Origin of the sequence: Phaeovulum sp. W22_SRMD_FR3, assembly GCF_052113705.1 — a bacterium.
Classification (GTDB): Bacteria; Pseudomonadota; Alphaproteobacteria; order Rhodobacterales; family Rhodobacteraceae; genus JBGQOG01.
This window is the reverse complement of sequence record NZ_JBGQOG010000017.1, coordinates 15365-34606: the sequence shown is the minus strand read 5'-3', so window position 1 is coordinate 34606 and position 19242 is coordinate 15365. Positions and strand designations below refer to the sequence as shown.

At 64.2% G+C, this 19242-nt stretch carries 15 protein-coding genes and 1 pseudogene; 10 read left to right on the top strand and 6 right to left on the bottom strand.

The features are described from left to right. Positions 1–52 precede the first annotated feature (52 nt). Genes ACEN2S_RS17830 through ACEN2S_RS17815 form a run of 4 tightly spaced genes read left to right on the top strand, consistent with a single transcriptional unit; the run spans position 53 to position 4225 of the window. Positions 53–190: a hypothetical protein gene (locus ACEN2S_RS17830; RefSeq protein ID WP_441868493.1), complete on the top strand. Its 138-nt coding sequence runs from the start codon at positions 53–55 to the stop codon at positions 188–190. Next, positions 177–1895, top strand: a complete 1719-nt coding sequence (locus tag ACEN2S_RS17825; RefSeq protein WP_441868490.1) for a hypothetical protein — start codon at positions 177–179, stop codon at positions 1893–1895. The genes ACEN2S_RS17830 and ACEN2S_RS17825 overlap by 14 nt, the downstream gene beginning before the upstream one ends. After that, entirely contained in the window at positions 1892–2872 is a 981-nt protein-coding gene (locus ACEN2S_RS17820) for a site-specific tyrosine recombinase XerD (protein ID WP_441868487.1), read from the top strand. The genes ACEN2S_RS17825 and ACEN2S_RS17820 overlap by 4 nt, the downstream gene beginning before the upstream one ends. A 48-nt stretch (positions 2873–2920) precedes the next feature. Beyond that, positions 2921–4225 carry an HlyC/CorC family transporter gene (locus tag ACEN2S_RS17815; RefSeq protein WP_441868484.1) on the top strand — a complete coding sequence of 435 codons (1305 nt, stop codon included), beginning with the start codon at positions 2921–2923 and terminating at the stop codon, positions 4223–4225. A gap of 133 nt (positions 4226–4358) precedes the next feature. Here the strand turns inward: ACEN2S_RS17815 and ACEN2S_RS17810 are convergent, their stop codons facing one another. From ACEN2S_RS17810 to ACEN2S_RS17785, 6 genes are all read right to left on the bottom strand, one after another. Then, positions 4359–5903, bottom strand: a complete 1545-nt coding sequence (locus ACEN2S_RS17810; RefSeq protein WP_441868481.1) for a trimethylamine methyltransferase family protein — start codon at positions 5901–5903, stop codon at positions 4359–4361. Positions 5904–5997: 94 nt separating this feature from the next. Then, entirely contained in the window at positions 5998–7086 is a 1089-nt protein-coding gene (locus ACEN2S_RS17805) for an ABC transporter ATP-binding protein (RefSeq protein WP_441868478.1), read from the bottom strand. A gap of 10 nt (positions 7087–7096) precedes the next feature. After that, a complete protein-coding gene (locus tag ACEN2S_RS17800; RefSeq protein ID WP_441868693.1) occupies positions 7097–8722 on the bottom strand; it encodes an alpha-amylase family glycosyl hydrolase in 1626 nt (541 codons plus the stop codon). A gap of 13 nt (positions 8723–8735) precedes the next feature. Beyond that, positions 8736–9869: a carbohydrate ABC transporter permease gene (locus tag ACEN2S_RS17795; protein ID WP_441868475.1), complete on the bottom strand. Its 1134-nt coding sequence runs from the start codon at positions 9867–9869 to the stop codon at positions 8736–8738. Positions 9870–9882: 13 nt separating this feature from the next. Continuing rightward, complete coding sequence (locus ACEN2S_RS17790) at positions 9883–10878, bottom strand: carbohydrate ABC transporter permease (protein ID WP_441868472.1); 996 nt, start codon at positions 10876–10878, stop codon at positions 9883–9885. 150 nt (positions 10879–11028) lie between these two features. Then, positions 11029–12378, bottom strand: a complete 1350-nt coding sequence (locus ACEN2S_RS17785) for an ABC transporter substrate-binding protein (RefSeq protein WP_441868469.1) — start codon at positions 12376–12378, stop codon at positions 11029–11031. A 331-nt stretch (positions 12379–12709) separates the two neighbouring features. Between ACEN2S_RS17785 and ACEN2S_RS17780 the strand changes: the two are divergent. From ACEN2S_RS17780 to ACEN2S_RS17755, 6 genes and pseudogenes are all read left to right on the top strand, one after another. Beyond that, positions 12710–13729: pseudogene (locus ACEN2S_RS17780) on the top strand (LacI family DNA-binding transcriptional regulator); the annotation flags it as partial. A gap of 228 nt (positions 13730–13957) precedes the next feature. Then, entirely contained in the window at positions 13958–15283 is a 1326-nt protein-coding gene (locus tag ACEN2S_RS17775) for a GH1 family beta-glucosidase (RefSeq protein ID WP_441868467.1), read from the top strand. A 3-nt stretch (positions 15284–15286) separates the two neighbouring features. Continuing rightward, on the top strand, positions 15287–16258 hold the full coding sequence (locus ACEN2S_RS17770) for a glucokinase (RefSeq protein ID WP_441868464.1): 972 nt from the start codon (positions 15287–15289) through the stop codon (positions 16256–16258). 116 nt (positions 16259–16374) lie between these two features. Then, the gene (locus ACEN2S_RS17765; RefSeq protein ID WP_441868461.1) at positions 16375–16653 is read left to right on the top strand and encodes an STAS domain-containing protein; all 279 of its coding nucleotides are present in this window, start codon (positions 16375–16377) and stop codon (positions 16651–16653) included. Beyond that, the gene (locus ACEN2S_RS17760) at positions 16650–17015 is read left to right on the top strand and encodes a response regulator (RefSeq protein ID WP_441868458.1); all 366 of its coding nucleotides are present in this window, start codon (positions 16650–16652) and stop codon (positions 17013–17015) included. Before ACEN2S_RS17765 ends, ACEN2S_RS17760 begins: the two co-directional genes overlap by 4 nt. Positions 17016–17027: 12 nt before the next feature. Further along, on the top strand, positions 17028–19241 hold the full coding sequence (locus ACEN2S_RS17755) for a chemotaxis protein CheA (protein ID WP_441868455.1): 2214 nt from the start codon (positions 17028–17030) through the stop codon (positions 19239–19241). Position 19242: the final 1 nt, after the last annotated feature.

The following is a 19242-nucleotide window of genomic DNA, read 5'->3' as shown; positions in this document are numbered from 1 at the left end:
CTGTCCAAGGGGCATGCCAAAGCAGTTACGGCAAAAGCAAGAAAGAAGACGAATGGGGCAAATTCTACGGGCAATTTTCATTCTGGTCATTTTGGCCGCCATCGGCCTCGCGGGCTATGCCTATTTCGGTGACATGAAGCCGCTGCCGCAGGACCAGAGCATCCCGGTGGAGCTGAATGCTGTCAACTAACCCCCCGCTGTCGCAGGCACCGCAACGCGGTCTGGCCAAAGGCGCCGCGCCGCAGCCCGCATTGGCGCGGTACCAGAGCGCCGTCTGGCTCGCTGCGCTGCTCTGCGCCGCCAGCTTGCACCCGGCGCAGGCCGAAGAGCCGATGTCGGCGATCGACTGGCTGACGCCGTCGGTCGTGCCCGCGGCGATGGCACCGGGCGGCGCCCAGGATGGCGCACCCGGTGCCTTCGGCGGGCATGGGCCGGGCACGACACTGCCGGGCAGCGGGGCCAGCGCCTCGCATCTGCCGCCGCTGCCGGGGGAAGCGCCGGTCAGCAATGGCGCCGGGGTCGAAGACATTGTCACCAGCGCATTGGGGCAGTTCGATCCGGACCGGGTCGGCCTGATTGATGCCGCACGCTCGGGCCTGCCCGCGGGCCTTTGGGGGCTGACGCCGGAACGCGCGCTCGCCGCGCAGCTGCGGCAGGAGCGGGTCGAGACGCTGCCCGCGCTGCAGGCATTGTTGCGCAATCTGCTGCTGGCCGAACTCGACCCGCCGCTGACCCGCGCGCCGGGGGCCGAGGGCTCATTGCTGCTGGCCCGGGTGGACCGGCTGCTGGACATGGGCGCGCTCGATCCGGCCTATGCGCTGCTGATACAGGCGGGGCCAAAGGATCCCGAACGCTTCCGCCGCCTCTTTGACATCGCGCTGTTGCTGGGCGAAGAGAACCGCGCCTGCGCGCTGATGCGCAACACCCCCGAGATTGCCCCCGCCCTGCCCACCCGAATCTTCTGTCTGGCAAGACGCGGCGACTGGTCGGCGGCCTCGCTGACCTTTGGCACCGCCAGCAGCCTCGGGCAGATCCCGGAAGACATGCAGCCCCTGCTGGCGCTGTTCCTCGATGATGAGATGGCGGATGGCGCAGATGAGCTGTCACCGCCGCAGCGCCCGACGCCGCTGGCCTTCCGCCTGATGGAGGCCATTGGTCAGCCGATGCCGACCACCAATCTGCCCGTGGCCTTTGCCCAGGCCGATCTGCGCGCCAACACCGGCTGGAAATCCCGGATTGAAGCCGCCGAACGCCTCGCGCGCATGGGCTCGGTGGAGGCCAATCAATTGCTGGGCCTCTATACCGAGCAGGACCCGGCGGCTTCTGGCGGTGTCTGGGACAGGGTGGCGGCGATCCGCGCCCTCGACAAGGCGATCACCGCCAAGGATCCGGCGGCCGTGGCCACGGCGCTGCCCACCGCCTGGGCGCGGATGGCCGAGATCGGGCTTGAGGCCAATCTCGGCGCGATGTTCGGCTCTGCCCTGGAAAAGATGCCGCTGCAGGGCGAGGCGGCCGCGCTCGCCTTTGACCTCGGGATGCTCTCTGAAGATTACGAGACGATCGCGCGCGACCACACCTCCTCCAGCCTGCGCGAGGCCTTCCTGATGGCGCTGGCGCGCGGCAATACGGCGGCGGTCGAGGCGCCGGATGCGGTGGCGACCGCGATCAAATCGGCCTTTGACACCCCGAGCGCCGCCCCCGCACCCTATGCGGCCGAGCTGGAGGACAACCGTCTGGGCGAAGCTTTGTTGATGGCGATTGATGATGTGGCCGAAGGCGCGCGGGGCGACACCCGGCGTCTGGCGCAGGGATTGCAGCTTCTGCGCTATGTCGGGCTGGAATCCACCGCGCGGCGCGCGGGGTTGGAGGTGATGGTGATGCAGGCCCGCGGATGAACGCCCCCCCGTCAGATCCGGCATCGCTTGCGGCATCCGACCCGGTGCCGGACGCGCATTGGATCTCGGCATTTCTCGAAGCGCAGGCCGCCGAAGCGGGGGCCGCGCGCAACACGCTTCTGGGCTATGGCCGGGATCTTATTGATTTTCAGGGCTGGTTGGCGCATCGCAAATCAGGCTTTGCCAGCGCCAGCCGCGACACCGTCGAAAGCTATCTGATCTCCTGCGAGGCGGAGGGGCTGTCGAAATCCACCCGCGCGCGGCGCCTCTCGTCCATCCGCCAGCTCTACCGTTTCGCCTATGAAGAGGGCTGGCGCGCCGACAATCCCGCCATCCGCATTTCCGGCCCCGGCAAGGATCGCCGTCTTCCGAAAACCCTGAGCCTCGGGGAGGTTGAGGCGCTGTTGGCCGCCGCGCGCGATCTCGGGCGCGGCCCGGCCGAGAAACTGCGCGCCACCGCATTGATGGAACTGCTCTATGCCACCGGCATGCGGGTGAGCGAGCTGGTGGGCCTGCCGGTCAATGCCTGTCGGGGCGATCCCCGGATGCTGATGATCAACGGCAAGGGCAACAAGGACCGGATGGTGCCGCTCTCGCCCCCCGCCCGGCAGGCGCTGACCGACTGGCTGGCCTGCCGCGACGCCGCCGAAGAAGAGGCCCGGCTGAAACGACGGCAGCCCCCGTCAAAATTCCTGTTTCCGGGCTCCGGCGTCGAAGGGCATCTGACGCGGCAGCATTTCCACGGCATGCTGAAGGATATGGCGGTGGCGGCGGGCATCTCACCGGCCGCGGTCACGCCGCATGTGCTGCGCCATGCCTTTGCCACGCATCTGCTGGAAGGCGGCGCCGATCTGCGGGCGATTCAGACGCTGCTGGGCCATGCCGACCTCTCAACCACCGAGATCTACACCCATGTGCTCGACGCGCGGCTGAAAGAACTGGTGCTGACGCATCATCCGCTGGCGCGCGACGCTTGAAGCGCGGCCTCCCTGCCCCCATAACGGGTGGGTAGAAAAGGAATTTTCATGGAACCCGGTACCGTGCTCGACACTGCTTTCTGGCTGACCGCCGCCGCCATCGCGGCGCTTTTGCTGATGTCCGCTTTTTTCTCCGGCTCAGAGACGGCGCTGACCGCCTCATCGCGCTCAAAACTCCGCGCGCGGGCCGATAAAGGGGATAAGGGCGCCGATGTCGCCCTGACGGTGACCGAAGACAGCGAGCGGCTGATCGGCGCCATCCTGCTTGGAAATAACGTGGTCAATATCCTCTCGGCCTCGCTGGCAACGGCGCTGATGACCCGGGTCTTTGGTCAGAGCGGCGTGGCGCTGGCGACGCTGGTGATGACGCTTTTGGTGCTGATCTTTTCCGAAGTGCTGCCGAAGACCTATGCGATCACCAATCCCGAACAGGCGGCCAGCCATGTCGCCCGCCCGATCCGGATTCTGACCTTCGTGCTGGCGCCGGTGGTCAGCGTGGTGCGGCTGATCGTGCGCGGGATCCTCTACCTCTTCGGTGTGCGCACCGATCCCGGCTCGGCGATGTTCACCGTGCATGATGAGATTGCGGGCGCGCTGGCGATCGGCACGCAGGAGGGCACGGTTCACAAAGAGGACCGCGACCGTCTGTTGGGCGCGCTCGACCTCGGCAACCGCACGGTGGATGAGATCATGCGCCACCGCAGCCAGATCGAGATGCTGGATGCCGAGGCGGGACCGGATGCGATCCTGACCGCTGTCCTTGCCTCACCGCACACGCGGCTGCCGCTCTTCAAGGGCGAGCGCGAGAATGTGGTGGGCGTGCTGCATTCCAAGGATCTGTTGCGGGCGGTGGAAAAGGTGCTGCGCGGTGGCGATGGCACCTTGGAAAGCGTCAATGATCTCGACGTGTTGCAGGTGGCGATGAAGCCCTATTTCGTGCCCGAAACCACGCCGCTGGACGAGCAGATGCGCGAGTTCCTGAAACGGCGCACCCATTTCGCGCTGGTGGTGGATGAATATGGCGATCTGAAGGGTCTGATCACGCTCGAGGATATCATCGAGGAGATCGTCGGCGAAATCACCGATGAGTTCGATCTGGCCGCGCCTGCGGCGCTGAACAAGACCGAGACCGGCGATTATCTGGTGGATGGGGCGATGACCATCCGCGACCTGAACCGGATGATGGATTGGCAGCTGCCCGATGATGAAGCCAATACCATCGCCGGGCTTGTGATCCATGAAGCGCAGATGATCCCGACCGAAGGGCAGGTTTTCCTGTTCCACGGTTTCCGTTTCGAGGTGATGGTGCGCAAGGAGAACCGGCTGACGCGGGTGAAGATCCGGCCGCTGTAAGGGGCGGGTTTGGCGCCGGGGGGGCTATTCTGGTGGCCGCGCCTTTGGCCTCTGCGGAAGCCTCCGGCGGGGATATTTAGAACGAAGCAATGGGGGGCGCCGCGCGGCGCCCCCCGATGTTTTTGCGGCTCTTTCAGAGGAAGGCGTCGGGGACGGCGGCCTTTTTACGGGCGACATAGTCGTTGAGCGCCTCGTGCACGCCGGGATCGATTGGCGGGGCCTCATAATCGCCGAGGATCTTCTTGACCCTGGCCTGTGCGAGGGCAACCGTGTCACGCGCGCCCTCTTCATCCCAGGTCTCGAAGGGTTTGTAGTCAAAGACTTCGGTGCGCCAGAACGCCTGCTTGAAATTGCCCTGCGTGTGCTCGCAGCCCAGGTAATGGCCGCCGGGGCCGACCTCGCGGATCGCATTCATCGCCTGGCCGTTTTCGCTCATGTCGATGCCGCCCGCGATGCGGTGCAGCACGCCGAGCTGATCGGCATCCATGACGTATTTCTCATAGGAGGAGACGAGGCCCCCTTCCAGCCAGCCACAGGCATGCAGCATGAAGTTGACGCCCGAGAGCAGGCCGATGTTCAGGCTGTTGGCGGTTTCATAGGCCGCCTGCGCATCGGGGAGTTTCGAGCCGCAGAACGAGCCCGCCGAGCGGTAGGGCAGCCCGAGCCGGCGGGCCAGCTGGCCAGCGCCAAGGGTGATCTGCGCGGCTTCGGGCGTGCCAAAGGTCGGCGCGCCGGAGTTCATGTCGATCGAGGTCACGAAAGCGCCAAAGATCACCGGGGCACCCGGGCGGATCAGCTGGCTGTAGGCGACGCCCGCCAGAACCTCGGCCAGCACCTGCGTCAGCGTGCCCGCCACCGTCACCGGGGCCATCGCGCCGCCGACGATGAAGGGCGAGATGATGCAGGCCTGATTGGCGGCGGCATAGACCTCGAGCGCGTCCATCATGATGCTGTCAAAGGTCAGCGGCGAGTTGATGTTGATCAGCGAGGTCATCACCGTGTTCTCATCGACGAACTTGTCGCCAAAGAGAATTTTCGACATCTCGACCGAATCCACCGCCCGCGATTTCTCGGTGACCGAGCCCATATAGGGTTTGTCCGACAACGTCATATGCGCGTGCAGCATGTCGAGATGGCGCTTGTTCACCGCGACATCGGTCGGTTCGCAGACCGTGCCACCGGAATGGTGCAGCCATTTCGACGATTGGCCGAGTTTCACGAAATTGCGGAAATCGGCGATGGTGGCGTAGCGGCGCCCGCCTTCCAGATCGCGCACGAAGGGCGGCCCGTAAACCGGTGCCAGCACGAGGTTTTTACCCCCGATCACCACGTTGCGCTCAGGATTGCGGGCGTGCTGGATGATGGTCGAAGGCGCGGTTGCGCAAAGCTGGCGCGCGAGGCCGCGCGGGATGCGCACCCGCTCGCCCTGCACATCGGCCCCGGCATCGCGCCAGCGCTGCAGACCCACAGGATTGTCGACAAAATTCACCCCGATCTCGGCCAGAACGGTTTCGGCATTGGCTTCGATGATCGCCAATGCCTCTTCGTTCAGGATCTCGAGATTGGGGATGTTGCGCTCGATATAGCGGGTGAACTCATGCTTGACCGCCGTGCGCTCGGCCCGCCGTGCCGCCCCGCCGCCGCCGCGTGCCCGCCGCCCTGTCGCCACTTCGTCCATGATGCCGCCCTCCGCAACTGCCTCTGGCCCATTTCTAACCGCTCCCGCAGGGGGCAATTGGGTCGATTGCGTCATATGGAACGAAAAAACGACATCAGCGGTAAAGAAGCGAGCGTCCCTCGTGGAAGAGATGCAGCTTGGCCGGGTCCGCCGCCAGTTTCACGGTGGAATGGCGGATGTCGCGGTGAATCCCCGGCAGTTTCGCCACAACCCCGGTTTCCACATCCCCCTCGGGCGCGAAATAGAGCAGCGTCACCTCGCCCAGAGCCTCGACGATATCCACCTTGCCGGTGAAGAGCGCGGCACCCTCGGTCGGCACCAGATCCTCCGGCCGCACCCCGAGATTGACCCGCAGCCCCATGTCTTCGCGCGTGGTGGGAATCGCCACCCCGGCGACACCGCCGCCGTCAAGTTTCACCGTGGTCATCGCGCCGGTGGCGGTGATCTCGCCCGACAGAAGGTTCATCGAGGGGCTGCCGATGAACTGCGCCACGAACTCATTCCGGGGCCGTTCATAAAGCTCGAGCGGCGTGCCGACCTGCGCGATACCGCCCCCCGCCAGCACCACGATCCGGCTGGCCAGTGTCATCGCCTCGACCTGATCATGCGTCACATAGATCATCGTGCGGTCGGGCATCTGCTCTTTCAGCTGCGCGATCTCGATCCGCGTGGCGACCCGCAACGCCGCATCGAGGTTCGACAGCGGCTCATCAAAGAGATAGACCTTGGGGTCGCGCACAATGGCGCGGCCAATGGCCACCCGCTGCCGCTGCCCGCCCGAAAGCGCCTTTGGCAGGCGGTCGAGATAGGGGGTCAGCTGGAGAATGCGGGCGGCATTATCCACGGCCTTTTCAATCTCTTCCGGGCTTTTCTTCGCGATTTTCAGCGCGAAGGCCATGTTGTCGCGCACCGTCATATGCGGGTAGAGCGCATAGCTTTGGAACACCATCGCAATGCCGCGCTGCGCGGGCGGCACATCGTTCATCCGCGCGCCGTCAATCTCCAGCGTGCCGCCAGAGATCCGCTCCAGCCCCGCGATCATCCGCAGGAGGGTGGATTTACCGCAGCCCGAGGGCCCGACGAAAACGATCAACTCGCCCGCCTTGATGTCGAGATCAATGTCGCGCAACACGCGGACCTCGCCATAAGCCTTTGTAATGCCCGTCAGTTTCAGATCGGCCATGGTTCCCCCCTTAGCCTTTGTCCAAGAGCATGATGCTGGGCTGCCAGGGGCCCAGGTTCAGCGTGTGGTCGGGATTGGGACGGCTCGAGCCCAATTCGCCGCCAATGGTCACCCAATGCCCGGCCGGCACCGTGGTGCTGACCGGATGATCCGAGAGGTTGAAAACGCAGAAAATCTCCTCCCCGCCCTCAATCCGGCGGAAGCTGAGCACGTCGCCTTCGGCATGGATCTCGGTCATCGCGCCGCCCCTGAGCGCCAGATGATGACGGCGGAAGGCGATGGCGCGGCGGTAGTAATGCACGAGCGAGGCATGGTCATGCTCGGCCACATCCGCCGCCAGATAATGGTGGACCGAGGGCACCGGCAGCCAGGGCCGCGCGGCGGAGAAACCGCCATAGGCCGCATCCCGCTCCCAGACCATCGGCGTGCGGCAGCCGTCGCGGCCCTTGAACTCCGGCCAGAACTCCTTGCCATAGGGGTCTTGCAGGTCCTCATAGGCAATTTCCGCCTCCGGCAGGCCCAACTCCTCGCCCTGATAGATGCAGACCGAGCCGCGCAGACACATGAGAAGAAGCGTGTAAATCCTTGACGATGCGGGATTAAGACCCCAGCGCGTGATGTGGCGCACCACGTCATGGTTGGAATAGGCCCAGCAGGCCCAGCCTTCCGGCGCCACGCTGTCCACCTTGCGGAAGGTCTCGGCGATAAAGCTGGCGGCCAGCGGCGCATGGCCGGACAACAGCTCAAACGCATAGGACATCTGCATCTTGTCATCGCCCGAGGTATATTCCCCGAGGATCTCCAGCCCGCGCTGGCTGTCGCCGATCTCGCCCACGGCGGCGGCGTTGTAGCCATTCATCAGCGTGCGGAGTTTGCGAAGAAATTCAACGTTCTTCGGGTGGTTCTTGTCGTAAATATGCCGCTGGTGGTTATAGGGGTTCACCTTCGGCGCGGTGCTGTCATTACGCTCTTCCGGCGGCAGGGCAGGATTGTTGCGCAGGGCCTCGTCGTGCATGTAGAAATTGATCGTGTCGAGGCGGAAGCCGTCGACCCCCCGCTCCAGCCAGAAGCGGGCCACGTTGAGCAATTCTTCCTGCACCGCCGGATTGTGGAAGTTCAGATCCGGCTGCGAGACCAGGAAGTTATGCATGTAATATTGCTCGCGCCGGGCGTCCCATTGCCAGCCCGAGCCGCCAAAGATCGACAGCCAGTTGTTCGGCGGCGTGCCATCGGGTTTCGGGTCCGACCAGACATACCAATCGGCCTTGGCATTCTCGCGCCCGTCGCGGCTTTCCTTGAACCAGGGATGCTGGTCCGAGGTGTGGCTGAGCACGAGGTCGATCATCACTTTCAGCCCCAAGGCATGGGCGGTGGCGATCACCTGATCGAAATCGGACAACTGGCCGAACATCGGGTCAACGTCGCAATAATCGCTGACGTCATAGCCGAAATCCTTCATCGGCGAGGTGAAGAAAGGCGAGATCCAGATCGCATCGGCACCAAGGCTGGCCACATGCGGCAGGCGGCGGACGATGCCCAGAAGGTCGCCGATCCCGTCGCCATTGCTGTCCTGATAGGAGCGCGGGTAGATCTGATAGATCACCGCACCACGCCACCAATTCGGATCTTTTTTCATAACATTCATAGAATTAGCCACCTTTAACCGAGCCGGCCAACAGGCCGCGCACCAGATATTTTTGCATCGAGAAGAAAACGATCAACGGGACCGCAATCGAAATGAAGGCCGAGGCCGCAAGGATTTCCCAATCGCCGCCGCGACTGCCCAACAGCTCACGCAGCACGCCGGTCATCACCAGCTGATCGCGGCTGTTGCCGAGGAAAACCGTTGCCACCAGAAGGTCGTTCCAGACCCAGAGGAACTGGAAAATCGCGAAAGACGCCAGCGCCGGGAACGACAGCGGCAGGATGATGCGGCGGAAAATGTCGAACTCCGTCGCGCCATCCACCCGCGCGCTTTCGATGATTTCCTTCGGCAGGCCCACCATGTAATTGCGCAGCAAGTAGATGGCGAGCGGCAGGCCAAAGCCGGTATGCGCCAGCCAGATCCCCATATAGCCTTTGCCCAGACCGATGTCGTTGTGCAGCTTCAAAAGCGGGATCAGCGCCAGCTGTAGGGGCACGACCAGCAGCCCGACGACGCAGGCAATGAGCAGCGCCCGCCCCGGAAAATCCATCCATGCCAAGGCATAAGCGGCGAAAGCGGCGATCAGGATCGGGATCACCGTCGCCGGGATCGTCACCGTGAAGGTGTTGAGAAAAGCGCGGCCCAGCCCCTCTGCCCCAAACACCCGGCCGTAGTTTTCCGTGGTGAAACGCGGCGGCGTGCTGGTGGTGACAAAAATCCGCATCCCCCGGCTCTCGGTGAATTCGGTGGGCGAGGTCAGCCGGTAGCTGCCATCGGCGGCCACGGTCAGCGTCTGCCCGTCCTTCAACGCTGCGGTATCGCCGGGGGCGAATTCCTCAGGGCTGCGCGAATTGGTGCCCCAGGCCTTGAGGCTCTGACCGCCGCTGAGCGCGCTGCCGGTGATGACAAAGCCATCCCCCTCGGGCTGCTGATCGGCGGCACTGCCCGCGCGCACAAAGGCCGAGGCGGTTGAGGCGCTGCCCGCCTGCCACCAGCCGGAGGTGGCGATCTGGTCGCGGTCGCGGAACGAGGAGACGAGAAGGCCGAAGGTGGGGATCGTCCAGAGGATCACCAGAAACGCCGCCGCGAGATTGACCGCCCAGACCAGACTGGAACGGGTGCCTGCGATATTTTCCATCACTGCATCTCCCTCATTGCATCTCACGGCGCGCGTTGCGGATGTTCCAGATCATGATCGGTGTGACCAGAAGCATGATGACGATGGCGATGGCAGAGCCCCGGCCATAATCCGGCGTGCCCTTGAACATCCAAGTGTACATGAAATTGGCCAAAACCTGCGTGCCCCATTCGCCGTTGGTCATCACGAAAACGATGTCAAAGACTTTGAGCACGGTGATGGTGATCGTGGTCCAGACGACGGCAATGGTGCCCCAGATCTGCGGCACCTTGATCTGGAAGAACAGCCGCCAGGGCCCGCAGCCGTCCAGAATGGCCGCCTCGATGGTTTCCTCGGGGATGCCGCGCAATGCGGCCGAGAGGATCACCATGGCAAAGCCGGTCTGGATCCAGATCAGCACCATCATCAGAAAGAAGGAGTTCCAGATCGGCAGCACCAGCCAGGTCTGCGGCGCAAAGCCGAAATGGGTGACGATGGCGTTCAGCAGGCCGATCTGTTCCTGCCCTTCGGCGCGGTAATCATAGATGAATTTCCAGATCACCCCGGCGCCGACGAATGAAATGGCCATCGGCATGAAGATGAGCGATTTGGCGAAATTGCCCCAGCGGATACGGTCGGTCAGCTGCGCCGCGATCAGGCCAAACAGCGTCGCCATCGCGGGCACGGTGATCAGCCAAAGCATGTTGTTGAACAGGCTCTCGTGGAATTTGCTGTCCGCCACCAGCCAGCGGTAATTGTCCAACCCGATGAAATCGCGGCCATCGGCATCGAGCAGCGACAGCCAGATGGATTTGAACACCGGATAGACCAGATAGACCCCGAGGGCGAGAATGGCCGGCCCGAGGAAGAGCCAGGGCCGCACGGCATTGGTGCGCGCGATGTTGCGCGCCGCCTGCGGCCCCCGCACCGGATAGAGCGTGTCGAGCACGAAATTCGAGCCCCAGAACCAGGCGACGCAGGCAAAAACCCCGGCGACAATGGTCCCTGCGGCAAACAAGAGCTGTTGCATGATCCCCCCTCATCGCCCGTTTCGGGCGGCATCTTCGCGGGCCCTTTTCGGGCGCTGCTTTGCCCGGCACCGCCGGGTGCCGTCTTCCCTGCCCCGGTTCGGGCACGGGAGGCCGCGCCGGGCATTCCCGGCACGGCCCGTTTGAACTGCTTACTTCAACGTGTCCCAGGTTTTCTGGATGTTGTCGGCCACGGATTGCGCATCTTTGCCGCCCGCATAATCCACCATGCCCGTCCAGAAGGCCCCGGCGCCAATCGCGCCCGGCATCAGGTCGGAGCCGTCAAAGCGGAAGGTGGTGGCGTTCAACAGGATGTCGCCCATTTTCCGCAAGGTCGGGTCGCCGTAAACCTCGGTGTTCACGCCTTTGTACGGGGTGAGGAAACCGGTCTGCGCCATCCAGATCTCATGCGCGATCGGGGTTTCGAGGAATTTCACAAACTCCACCGCCGCCGGATTGTCCGACATCACCGAGAACATCGTGCCCGCGCCCAGCACCGGCTGGCCGAGGTCTTTCTCGGCATAGGCCGGGAAGTAGAAGAAATCCGCGTCCTGCCCGATCACCGTGCCTTCCGGGAAGAAGGAGGGGATGAAGCTCGCCTGTTTGTGCATGTAGCATTGCGGCGGCGAGGAGAAGAGCCCCTTGGGGCTGTCGCGGAAATCGGTTGCGGCCACGGCACCCGAACCGCCCGCCACATATTTGTCATTGCGGGCAAACGCACCGAATTCCTCAATCGCGGCCACGACTTTCGGATCGTTGAACTTCAGGTCATTGCGCACCCAGGCGTCATAATCCTCGGGGCTGTTGATCCGCAGCATCATGTCTTCGACCCAATCGGTCGCGGGCCAGCCGGTGGCCCCGCCCGAGCCGAGACCGATGCACCAGGGCGTACCGCCATCGGCCACGATCTGATCGGTCAGCGCCTTCAGCTCTTCCATGGTTGTGGGCACTTCATAGCCCGCATCCTCGAAATTCTCCGGCACATACCAGACCAGCGATTTCACATCCGCCTTATAGGGGAAGGCATATAGATGTTTGCTGCCATCCGCCCCGGCATAGGTGCCGAGATCGGCCCAGCTTTGACCGGCGGCGTAATTGTCCACCAACCATTGCGACATTTCATCGGGCAGCGGCTTCAGATGGCCCTTGCGCGCCAGATCGGCGGCCAGACCCGGCTGCGGGAACACCGCCACATCCGGCGGGCTGCCCGCTTCGGCATCAATGACGATCTGCTGCTCAAAGCTGTCAGAGCCGGAATATTGCACATCAGCGCCGGTCGCGGCCTCGAAATAGGCGATCACGCTTTCCACCAGCTGCTGATCGGCCGACAGCCAGGGGCCAAGCACCTTGACCGTCTGCCCCTTCAGATCCACCGATTTCAGCGCGTCATAGGACGCCCAGTTGAACCGTGCATCCTCGCCCGGCGCGAATTTCAGATCCTGCGCCGCCGCAGCCCCCGCCCAAAGCGCCAGTACCGCCGCACTCGCGTAGAACTTCCGCATCCTCTCTCCTCCTCTGTTGGCGCCGTAAACGCCCGAAACCCCCGCACCGAGATTCGCTCTCAAAGCGCTTTGACTGATAAACACTCGGCGAAGCCCTGCGCAAAGTCAATTCCCCCCACCATCCGGAAAGGCCACACTCCCTTGAATTGCTGCGCCTTGCCAATGCAGATGCAGCATTTTCAACTAGGGCCGCAGCATTGACGCCCCGCCCGGCCTTGCGTAATGTCATCGCAAATCCAAACCGCTTTGGCTGGGCTTTTCGACCAATCCGATCTGAATTACACCGGGAAAAACCACGACACCCGGCTCCGACCAGCCGCAGGGATATGCCATGAACCTCAAGGACCTCGCCGCGCATCTGAACCTGTCCCCGACCACCGTCAGCCGGGCACTGAACGGCTATCCGGAGGTGGGTGAGGCCACGCGCAAACGGGTGGCCGAGGCGGCGCGCCAATTCAACTACCGACCCAACACCCGCGCGCAATCGCTGGCCACGGGCCGGGCGATGGCGATTGGCCATGTGATCCCGATCTCGACCCAGCATGAGATCGTGAACCCGGTTTTCGCCGATTTCATCGCCGGGGCGGGCGAGGTTTATGCCCGCGCGGGCTATGACATGATCCTGACCATCGTGCCCGACATGGATGAGGGCCGCGCCTATCGCGAGATCCGCTCGAAGGGGAATGTCGACGGGATCATCGTGCATGGCCCGCGCGAGAATGACGCCCGGATCCCGCTCCTGCGCGAGCTGGGCCTGCCGTTCGTGGTGCATGGTCGCTCGACCGGGGCCAGCGCGGAATATTCCTGGGTGGATGTGAACAACACCCGCGCCTTCACCCGCGCCACCGACTTTCTGCTCGATCTCGGGCATCGGCGGATCGCGCTGGTGAACGGTCTGGAGTTCATGGATTTCGCCATCCGCCGCCGCCGGGGCTATGAGGCGGCGCTGCTCGCGCGCGGGCTGCCGGTGGACCCCGCGCTGATGACGGCGGGCGAGATGACCGAGGCGCAGGGCGCCCGCGCGGCCCGCGCCATGCTGGGCGGCCCCAATCCGCCCACCGCCTTTCTGACCTCCTCGCTGCTCTCGGCCATGGGCGTGCGCCGCGCGGCCGAGGCGGCGGGACTGCGGCTGGGGCGCGACATTTCCGTCGTCACCCATGATGACGAGCTGGGCTATCTGCAAAACGGCGAGGAAGAGCCGATCTTCACCGCCACCCGCTCCTCGGTGCGCGCGGCGGGCCAACACTCGGCGCAGATGCTGCTTGATATTATCGCGGCGCCCGGCTCTGCGCCGCGCCAGCAGCTGATGGAGGCGGTGCTGGTGCTCGGCCAGTCCACCGGCCCCGCCCCGATGTCCGCGGCCCTGGCGCCGGTCCCGGGCGGGGCTGGCGGTGCCGCTCCGGACACCGATACCCCGCGCGCGCTGCGGACCCCGGCCGCGTCAAAGACCTCTCCGATCCGGCCCCCGGCCGCCGCAGAGCCCGGCGCCGGGGACGCAACCTTGCCGCAGCCCCTGCGGCCCGGCACCGCAACCCCCTGATTTTCCGGCGCGCCCGCGCCGCCTGCTTTGAGGTATACCATGCTTCCCACCCGTGCTGACTTTCCGCCCGGCTTCCTTTTCGGGGCCGCCACCTCCTCCTATCAGATCGAGGGCCACACATTCGGCGGTGCCGGGGTGACGCATTGGGACACATTCGCCGCCACCCCCGGCAATGTGGTGCGGGCCGAGAATGGCGATACCGCCTGCGACCATTACCACCGCTGGCCCGCGGATCTTGACCTGCTGCGTGACGGCAATTTCGACGTCTACCGCTTCTCCACCTCCTGGGCGCGGGTGCTGCCCGAGGGGCGCGGGGCGGCCAATCCCGAGGGGCTGGATTTCTACGACCGGCTGGTCGACGGGCTTCTGGAACGCGGGCTGAAGCCTGCCGCGACGCTCTATCACTGGGAACTGCCCGCGCCGTTGGCGGATCTGGGCGGCTGGCGCAACCGCGACATTGCGGGCTGGTTCGGCGATTTCACCGAGGTGATCATGCGCCGGATCGGCGACCGGCTCTGGTCAGCCGCGCCGATCAACGAGCCCTGGTGCGTCGGCTGGCTCAGCCATTTCCTCGGCCATCATGCGCCGGGCCTGCGCGACATCCGCGCCACGGCGCATGCAATGCATCATGTGATGCTGGCGCATGGCACGGCCATCGGCGTGATGCGCGATCTGGGCATGAAAAATCTGGGCGGCGTCTTCAACTTTGAATATGCGCAGCCCGCCGATGACACGCCGGAAGCCGCCCGCGCCGCCGCCCTCTATGACGCCTATTACAACCAGTTCTTCCTCTCGGGCATTTTCAAGGGCCGCTATCCCGATCTGGTGATGGAGGGTTTCGCGCCGCATATGCCAAAGAACTGGCAGGATGATTTCGCGGTGATTCAGGCGCCCTTGGACTGGGTCGGGCTGAATTACTACACCCGCAAACTGATCGCCCCCGCCCCCGGACCCTGGCCCGCGCATCAGGAAGTGCCGGGACCTTTGCCGAAAACCGCGATGGAGTGGGAGATTTATCCGCAGGGCCTCACGCATTTCCTGACCATGGTGGCGCGCGACTATACCGGCACCCTGCCCCTCTATGTCACCGAAAACGGCATGGCGGGATATGATGAGCTGGTGGCGGGCGCGGTCGATGATCAGCCGCGCATCGATTATCTTGCCGCGCATCTGAACGCCGCCCGCGACGCCATTGCGCAGGGCGTGCCGCTGAACGGCTATTTCACGTGGTCGCTGCTGGACAATTACGAATGGTCCTTGGGCTATGAAAAGCGCTTTGGACTGGTGCATATGGACTTCGACAGCTTGCAGCGCACCCCCAAGGCATCTTATCACGCACTTAGAGCCGCATTTGCACAGGGATAAGCCATGACCCGCGCCACCAACCGCTTTTCGCTTCTGGCCGATATTGGCGGAACCAACACCCGTGTGGCGCTGGCCGAGGGGAAGCGCCTGCTGCCCGACAGCATCCGCCGCTTCAGCAATGCCGACTATCCGGCGCTGGACGCGGTGCTGGCGGAATACCGCGCGCTGGAGGGGGGCGTCGATTGCGCCGGGGCCTGCGTTGCGGTGGCCGGGCCGGTGCGGGGCGGTGTCGCCTCGATGACAAATCTGGACTGGACGATTGATTCTGCCAGCCTCAGCCGCGCGACCGGCGCGGAAACTGTCGCCATTTTGAATGATCTTCAGGCGCAGGGACATGCTTTGGGCCATCTGGAGGCCAGCGCCTTGCGGCAGGTGGTGGCCGGAAGCGGCGATCACGGCGCCGATCCCAGCCAGCTGGTGATCGGGGTCGGCACCGGTTTCAACGCGGCGCCCGTGCATGAATTTCCGGGCGGGCGCATCGTCGCCGCCTCGGAATGTGGCCATGCCAACCTGCCGATCCGCACCGATGCCGACCTGCGCCTCCTGCGCTTTGTCGAGACGGTGCATGGTTTCCCCGGGGTTGAGGACGTGCTCTCTGGCCGTGGGCTGGAACGGGTTTTTGCCTGGGTTTCCACCGAAAACGGCACCCCGGAAGAGCGCCGCGCCCAGGATATCATGGCCGCAATGGACGCGCGCGAGGCTTTGGCGCTGGAAACGGGCCGCATCTTCGTGCGCATGCTCGGCACGGTGGCGGGCAATCTCTCGCTGATCCACCTGCCCTTCGGCGGCGTTTACCTTTGTGGTGGCGTTGCGCGGGCCTTCACCCCCTGGCTCGCAGAGTTCGGTTTTGCCGAGGCCTTCCGCGACAAGGGGCGATTCTCCGGCTTCATGCAGAATTTTGCGGTCTCGATCATCGAAGACGATTATGCGGCCCTCACCGGCTGTGCGGCCCACCTTTCGACGCAGATGCGCTGAAAAAAGCCTGACCTCGTCAAATCAATATTAACCCGGCGCCCCTAATCCTCAGTCATCTCGGATTGAAAGGGGATAAAGGTGAGCCTTTCTCAGCCAACTAATTCCGGGGGCGCGGCATGAGCGCGCCTCTCGTACTACAGCAGAGGCTGGATCTTCCAGCCGCTGCACCGCTGGCTTCGGCGATTTGCGCCCAGGCCGGATCGGATCTGACGATTGATGCGGGCGAGGTCTCCCATTTGGGCGGACTGTGCCTGCAGGTGCTGGCCGCTGCGGCGATCAGCTGGCGGCAGGCGGGCAATGACCTTCGCCTGACTCCGCGTTCGCAATCTTTTGACGATGCACTTGATCTGTTTGGCGTGACGCTGGCCGATCTGGAAACGGAGGGCTCGGCATGACGCTGACCGTTCTGGCCGTCGATGACAGCCGTACCATTCGCGACATGTTGCGTCTGGCCCTGGGCGAGGCAGGCTTTACCCTGCATCTGGCCGAGGATGGCGTGCATGGGCTGGAGGTGCTGGATGGCATTTCCCCCGATGCGATCATCTCTGACATCAACATGCCGCGTCTCGATGGCTTTGGCTTCATCGAGGCGGTGCGCAAGCAAGACAAGCACCGGGCGACCCCCATTCTTGTGCTCACCACCGAGAGCGCGCCCGAGCTGAAGGCCCGGGCCCGTGCGGCCGGTGCCACCGGATGGATCGTCAAGCCGTTCGATCCGCCGAAGCTGGTGAAGGCACTTCACATGGTCGCAGGCTAAGGGAGAGGCGTCATGGCACATGACCCGATGGCAGAAATTCGAGCGTCCTTCTTCGTCGAATGCGAAGAATTGTTGGAAAGCCTGCAAGATGCGCTTTCTGCAATGGACGAAGGCGAACACGACAATGAGACGATCAACGTCGTGTTTCGGGCGGTTCATTCGATCAAAGGCGGCGCCGGGGCTTTCAAGCTGACGGCACTGGTTGCCTTTGCGCACCGCTATGAGACGGTTCTGGATGAATTGCGCGCCGGGCGTCTTGAAATTACGCCAGAGGGCATGAAGCTGTTCTTCCAGGCAGCGGACCTGCTGCAAGACCACGTCCGGGCCGCGCGTGATGGCGATGCGGAACCGGCGGGGGCCGAGGAGGTGCTTCTGGCGCTTGAGGCCATGATTGGCGGCGGCGCCGGTCTGCCCCCGGAAGAAGAGGAAGTCACGGATTTCACGCCGATGGGCCTGTGCTTTGACCTCGATCTGGGTGGTGACACCGACGCAGAGGCCAGTGGCTTCACGCTGACCTTTACCCCGAAATCCGAGCTTTACGCTTCGGGCAATGAAACCTTCCACCTCCTGCGCGCCCTGAACGCGCTGGGGGCGGTAGATACCCGCTGCAATCTGGGCGATCTGCCCGGCGTTGAGGCCATCGAGCCCGAGAAAGCCCAGCTCAGCTGGACCCTGACCTTCGCGCCCGCCGTGACCGAAAACGACATTCGCGAGATCTTCGATTTCGTCGAGGATTGCTGCGAGATCGAAATCACCGGGGGTGCAGCACCGGCCCCGTCGGGCTTTGCCTTGCCGGATCTGGGCGACCTGCCCGATCTGTCCAGCCTGCCCGCCACCAAACCCGAAGAGGATGATGTGCCGATGATGGTCGAAGCACCTCAGCCTTCGGTGGCAGCACCCGCGCCGGTCGCGGCTGCGGCACCTGTCGCCGCGCCGGAAACCGCCGCCCCTGCGGCCGCTGTCGTGGCGGCACCTGCCGCTGCGGGCGGTGGTGGTGGCGGTGGCGGCAACCATGCCGAACCGGCCCAGGCCACGGTGCGGGTTGATCTGGACCGCATCGACCGTCTGGTGAACCTCGTGGGCGAGCTGGTCATCAACCAGGCCATGCTCGCGCAATCGGTGGCCGAAGCCGGTCTGCCGCCCAATTCGGCGGTGATGAGCGGGCTTGAGGCCTTCATGATGCTGACCCGGGACATTCAGGACAGCGTGATGATGATCCGCGCGCAACCGGTAAAACCGCTGTTCCAGCGGATGGCCCGGATCGTGCGCGAAGCCTCGGCCATCGTTGGCAAAGAGGTGCGTCTGAAGACCGAAGGTGAAGGCACCGAGGTCGACAAGACGGTGATCGAACGTCTGGCCGATCCGCTGACCCATATGATCCGCAACGCGGTCGACCATGGGCTGGAGACGCCGGAGACACGCGAAGCCGCGGGCAAGCCGCGCGAAGGGGTGATCACCCTTTCCGCCCAGCACCGCTCGGGCCGCGTGGTGATCGAGATCGAGGATGACGGCGCCGGCATCAACCGTCCGCGCGTCAAGGAGATTGCGATTTCCAAGGGGCTGATCCCGGCGGATGCGCAGCTTTCGGATACCGATATCGACAACCTGTTGTTCCTGCCCGGTTTCTCCACCGCCAGCACCATCTCGAGCCTGTCGGGGCGCGGCGTGGGGATGGATGTGGTCCGCTCGGCCATCCAGTCGCTCGGCGGCCGGATCACCATCACTTCGGAAGCCGGCAAGGGCACGAAATTCTCGATCTCGCTGCCGCTGACGCTGGCGGTTCTTGACGGGATGGTGGTGCATGTGGCGGGCGAGACCCTGGTGGTGCCGCTCTCGGCAATCCTTGAGACGGCGACGCTGACCGATGCCGATATCCGCTCGCTCGGGCCGCAGACCAATGTGATCCATGTGCGCGGTGCCTTCGTGCCCCTCTATGATCTCGGGGCCGAACTCGGATACCGCCAGCCGAAAGGCAACTACAACGGTGGCATCGTGCTCTTGACCGCGCAGGAAGATGGCAGCAGAACCGCCTTGGTTGTGGACTCCATCCTTGAACAACGTCAAGTTGTGATCAAGGGCCTGCAACAAAGCTACGGTCATATCCCCGGCATCGCCGCCGCAACCATCCTTGGTGACGGTCAGATCGCGCTGATCCTTGACCCCGCCGACCTCGTCCAGAACGCCACGGGTCGTACCCGTGCCCCCGAATTCGCTCTTGCAGGATGAC

Bases quoted from the DNA above. Each gene is read 5' to 3' on its own strand.
- ACEN2S_RS17830 (WP_441868493.1), top strand. From the start codon at position 53: ATGGGGCAAATTCTACGGGCAATTTTCATTCTGGTCATTTTGGCCGCC.
- ACEN2S_RS17825 (WP_441868490.1), top strand. From the start codon at position 177: ATGCTGTCAACTAACCCCCCGCTGTCGCAGGCACCGCAACGCGGTCTG.
- ACEN2S_RS17820 (WP_441868487.1), top strand. From the start codon at position 1,892: ATGAACGCCCCCCCGTCAGATCCGGCATCGCTTGCGGCATCCGACCCG.
- ACEN2S_RS17815 (WP_441868484.1), top strand. From the start codon at position 2,921: ATGGAACCCGGTACCGTGCTCGACACTGCTTTCTGGCTGACCGCCGCC.
- ACEN2S_RS17810 (WP_441868481.1), bottom strand. From the start codon at position 5,903: ATGGACGAAGTGGCGACAGGGCGGCGGGCACGCGGCGGCGGCGGGGCG.
- ACEN2S_RS17805 (WP_441868478.1), bottom strand. From the start codon at position 7,086: ATGGCCGATCTGAAACTGACGGGCATTACAAAGGCTTATGGCGAGGTC.
- ACEN2S_RS17800 (WP_441868693.1), bottom strand. From the start codon at position 8,722: ATGAAAAAAGATCCGAATTGGTGGCGTGGTGCGGTGATCTATCAGATC.
- ACEN2S_RS17795 (WP_441868475.1), bottom strand. From the start codon at position 9,869: ATGGAAAATATCGCAGGCACCCGTTCCAGTCTGGTCTGGGCGGTCAAT.
- ACEN2S_RS17790 (WP_441868472.1), bottom strand. From the start codon at position 10,878: ATGCAACAGCTCTTGTTTGCCGCAGGGACCATTGTCGCCGGGGTTTTT.
- ACEN2S_RS17785 (WP_441868469.1), bottom strand. From the start codon at position 12,378: ATGCGGAAGTTCTACGCGAGTGCGGCGGTACTGGCGCTTTGGGCGGGG.
- ACEN2S_RS17775 (WP_441868467.1), top strand. From the start codon at position 13,958: ATGCTTCCCACCCGTGCTGACTTTCCGCCCGGCTTCCTTTTCGGGGCC.
- ACEN2S_RS17770 (WP_441868464.1), top strand. From the start codon at position 15,287: ATGACCCGCGCCACCAACCGCTTTTCGCTTCTGGCCGATATTGGCGGA.
- ACEN2S_RS17765 (WP_441868461.1), top strand. From the start codon at position 16,375: ATGAGCGCGCCTCTCGTACTACAGCAGAGGCTGGATCTTCCAGCCGCT.
- ACEN2S_RS17760 (WP_441868458.1), top strand. From the start codon at position 16,650: ATGACGCTGACCGTTCTGGCCGTCGATGACAGCCGTACCATTCGCGAC.
- ACEN2S_RS17755 (WP_441868455.1), top strand. From the start codon at position 17,028: ATGGCACATGACCCGATGGCAGAAATTCGAGCGTCCTTCTTCGTCGAA.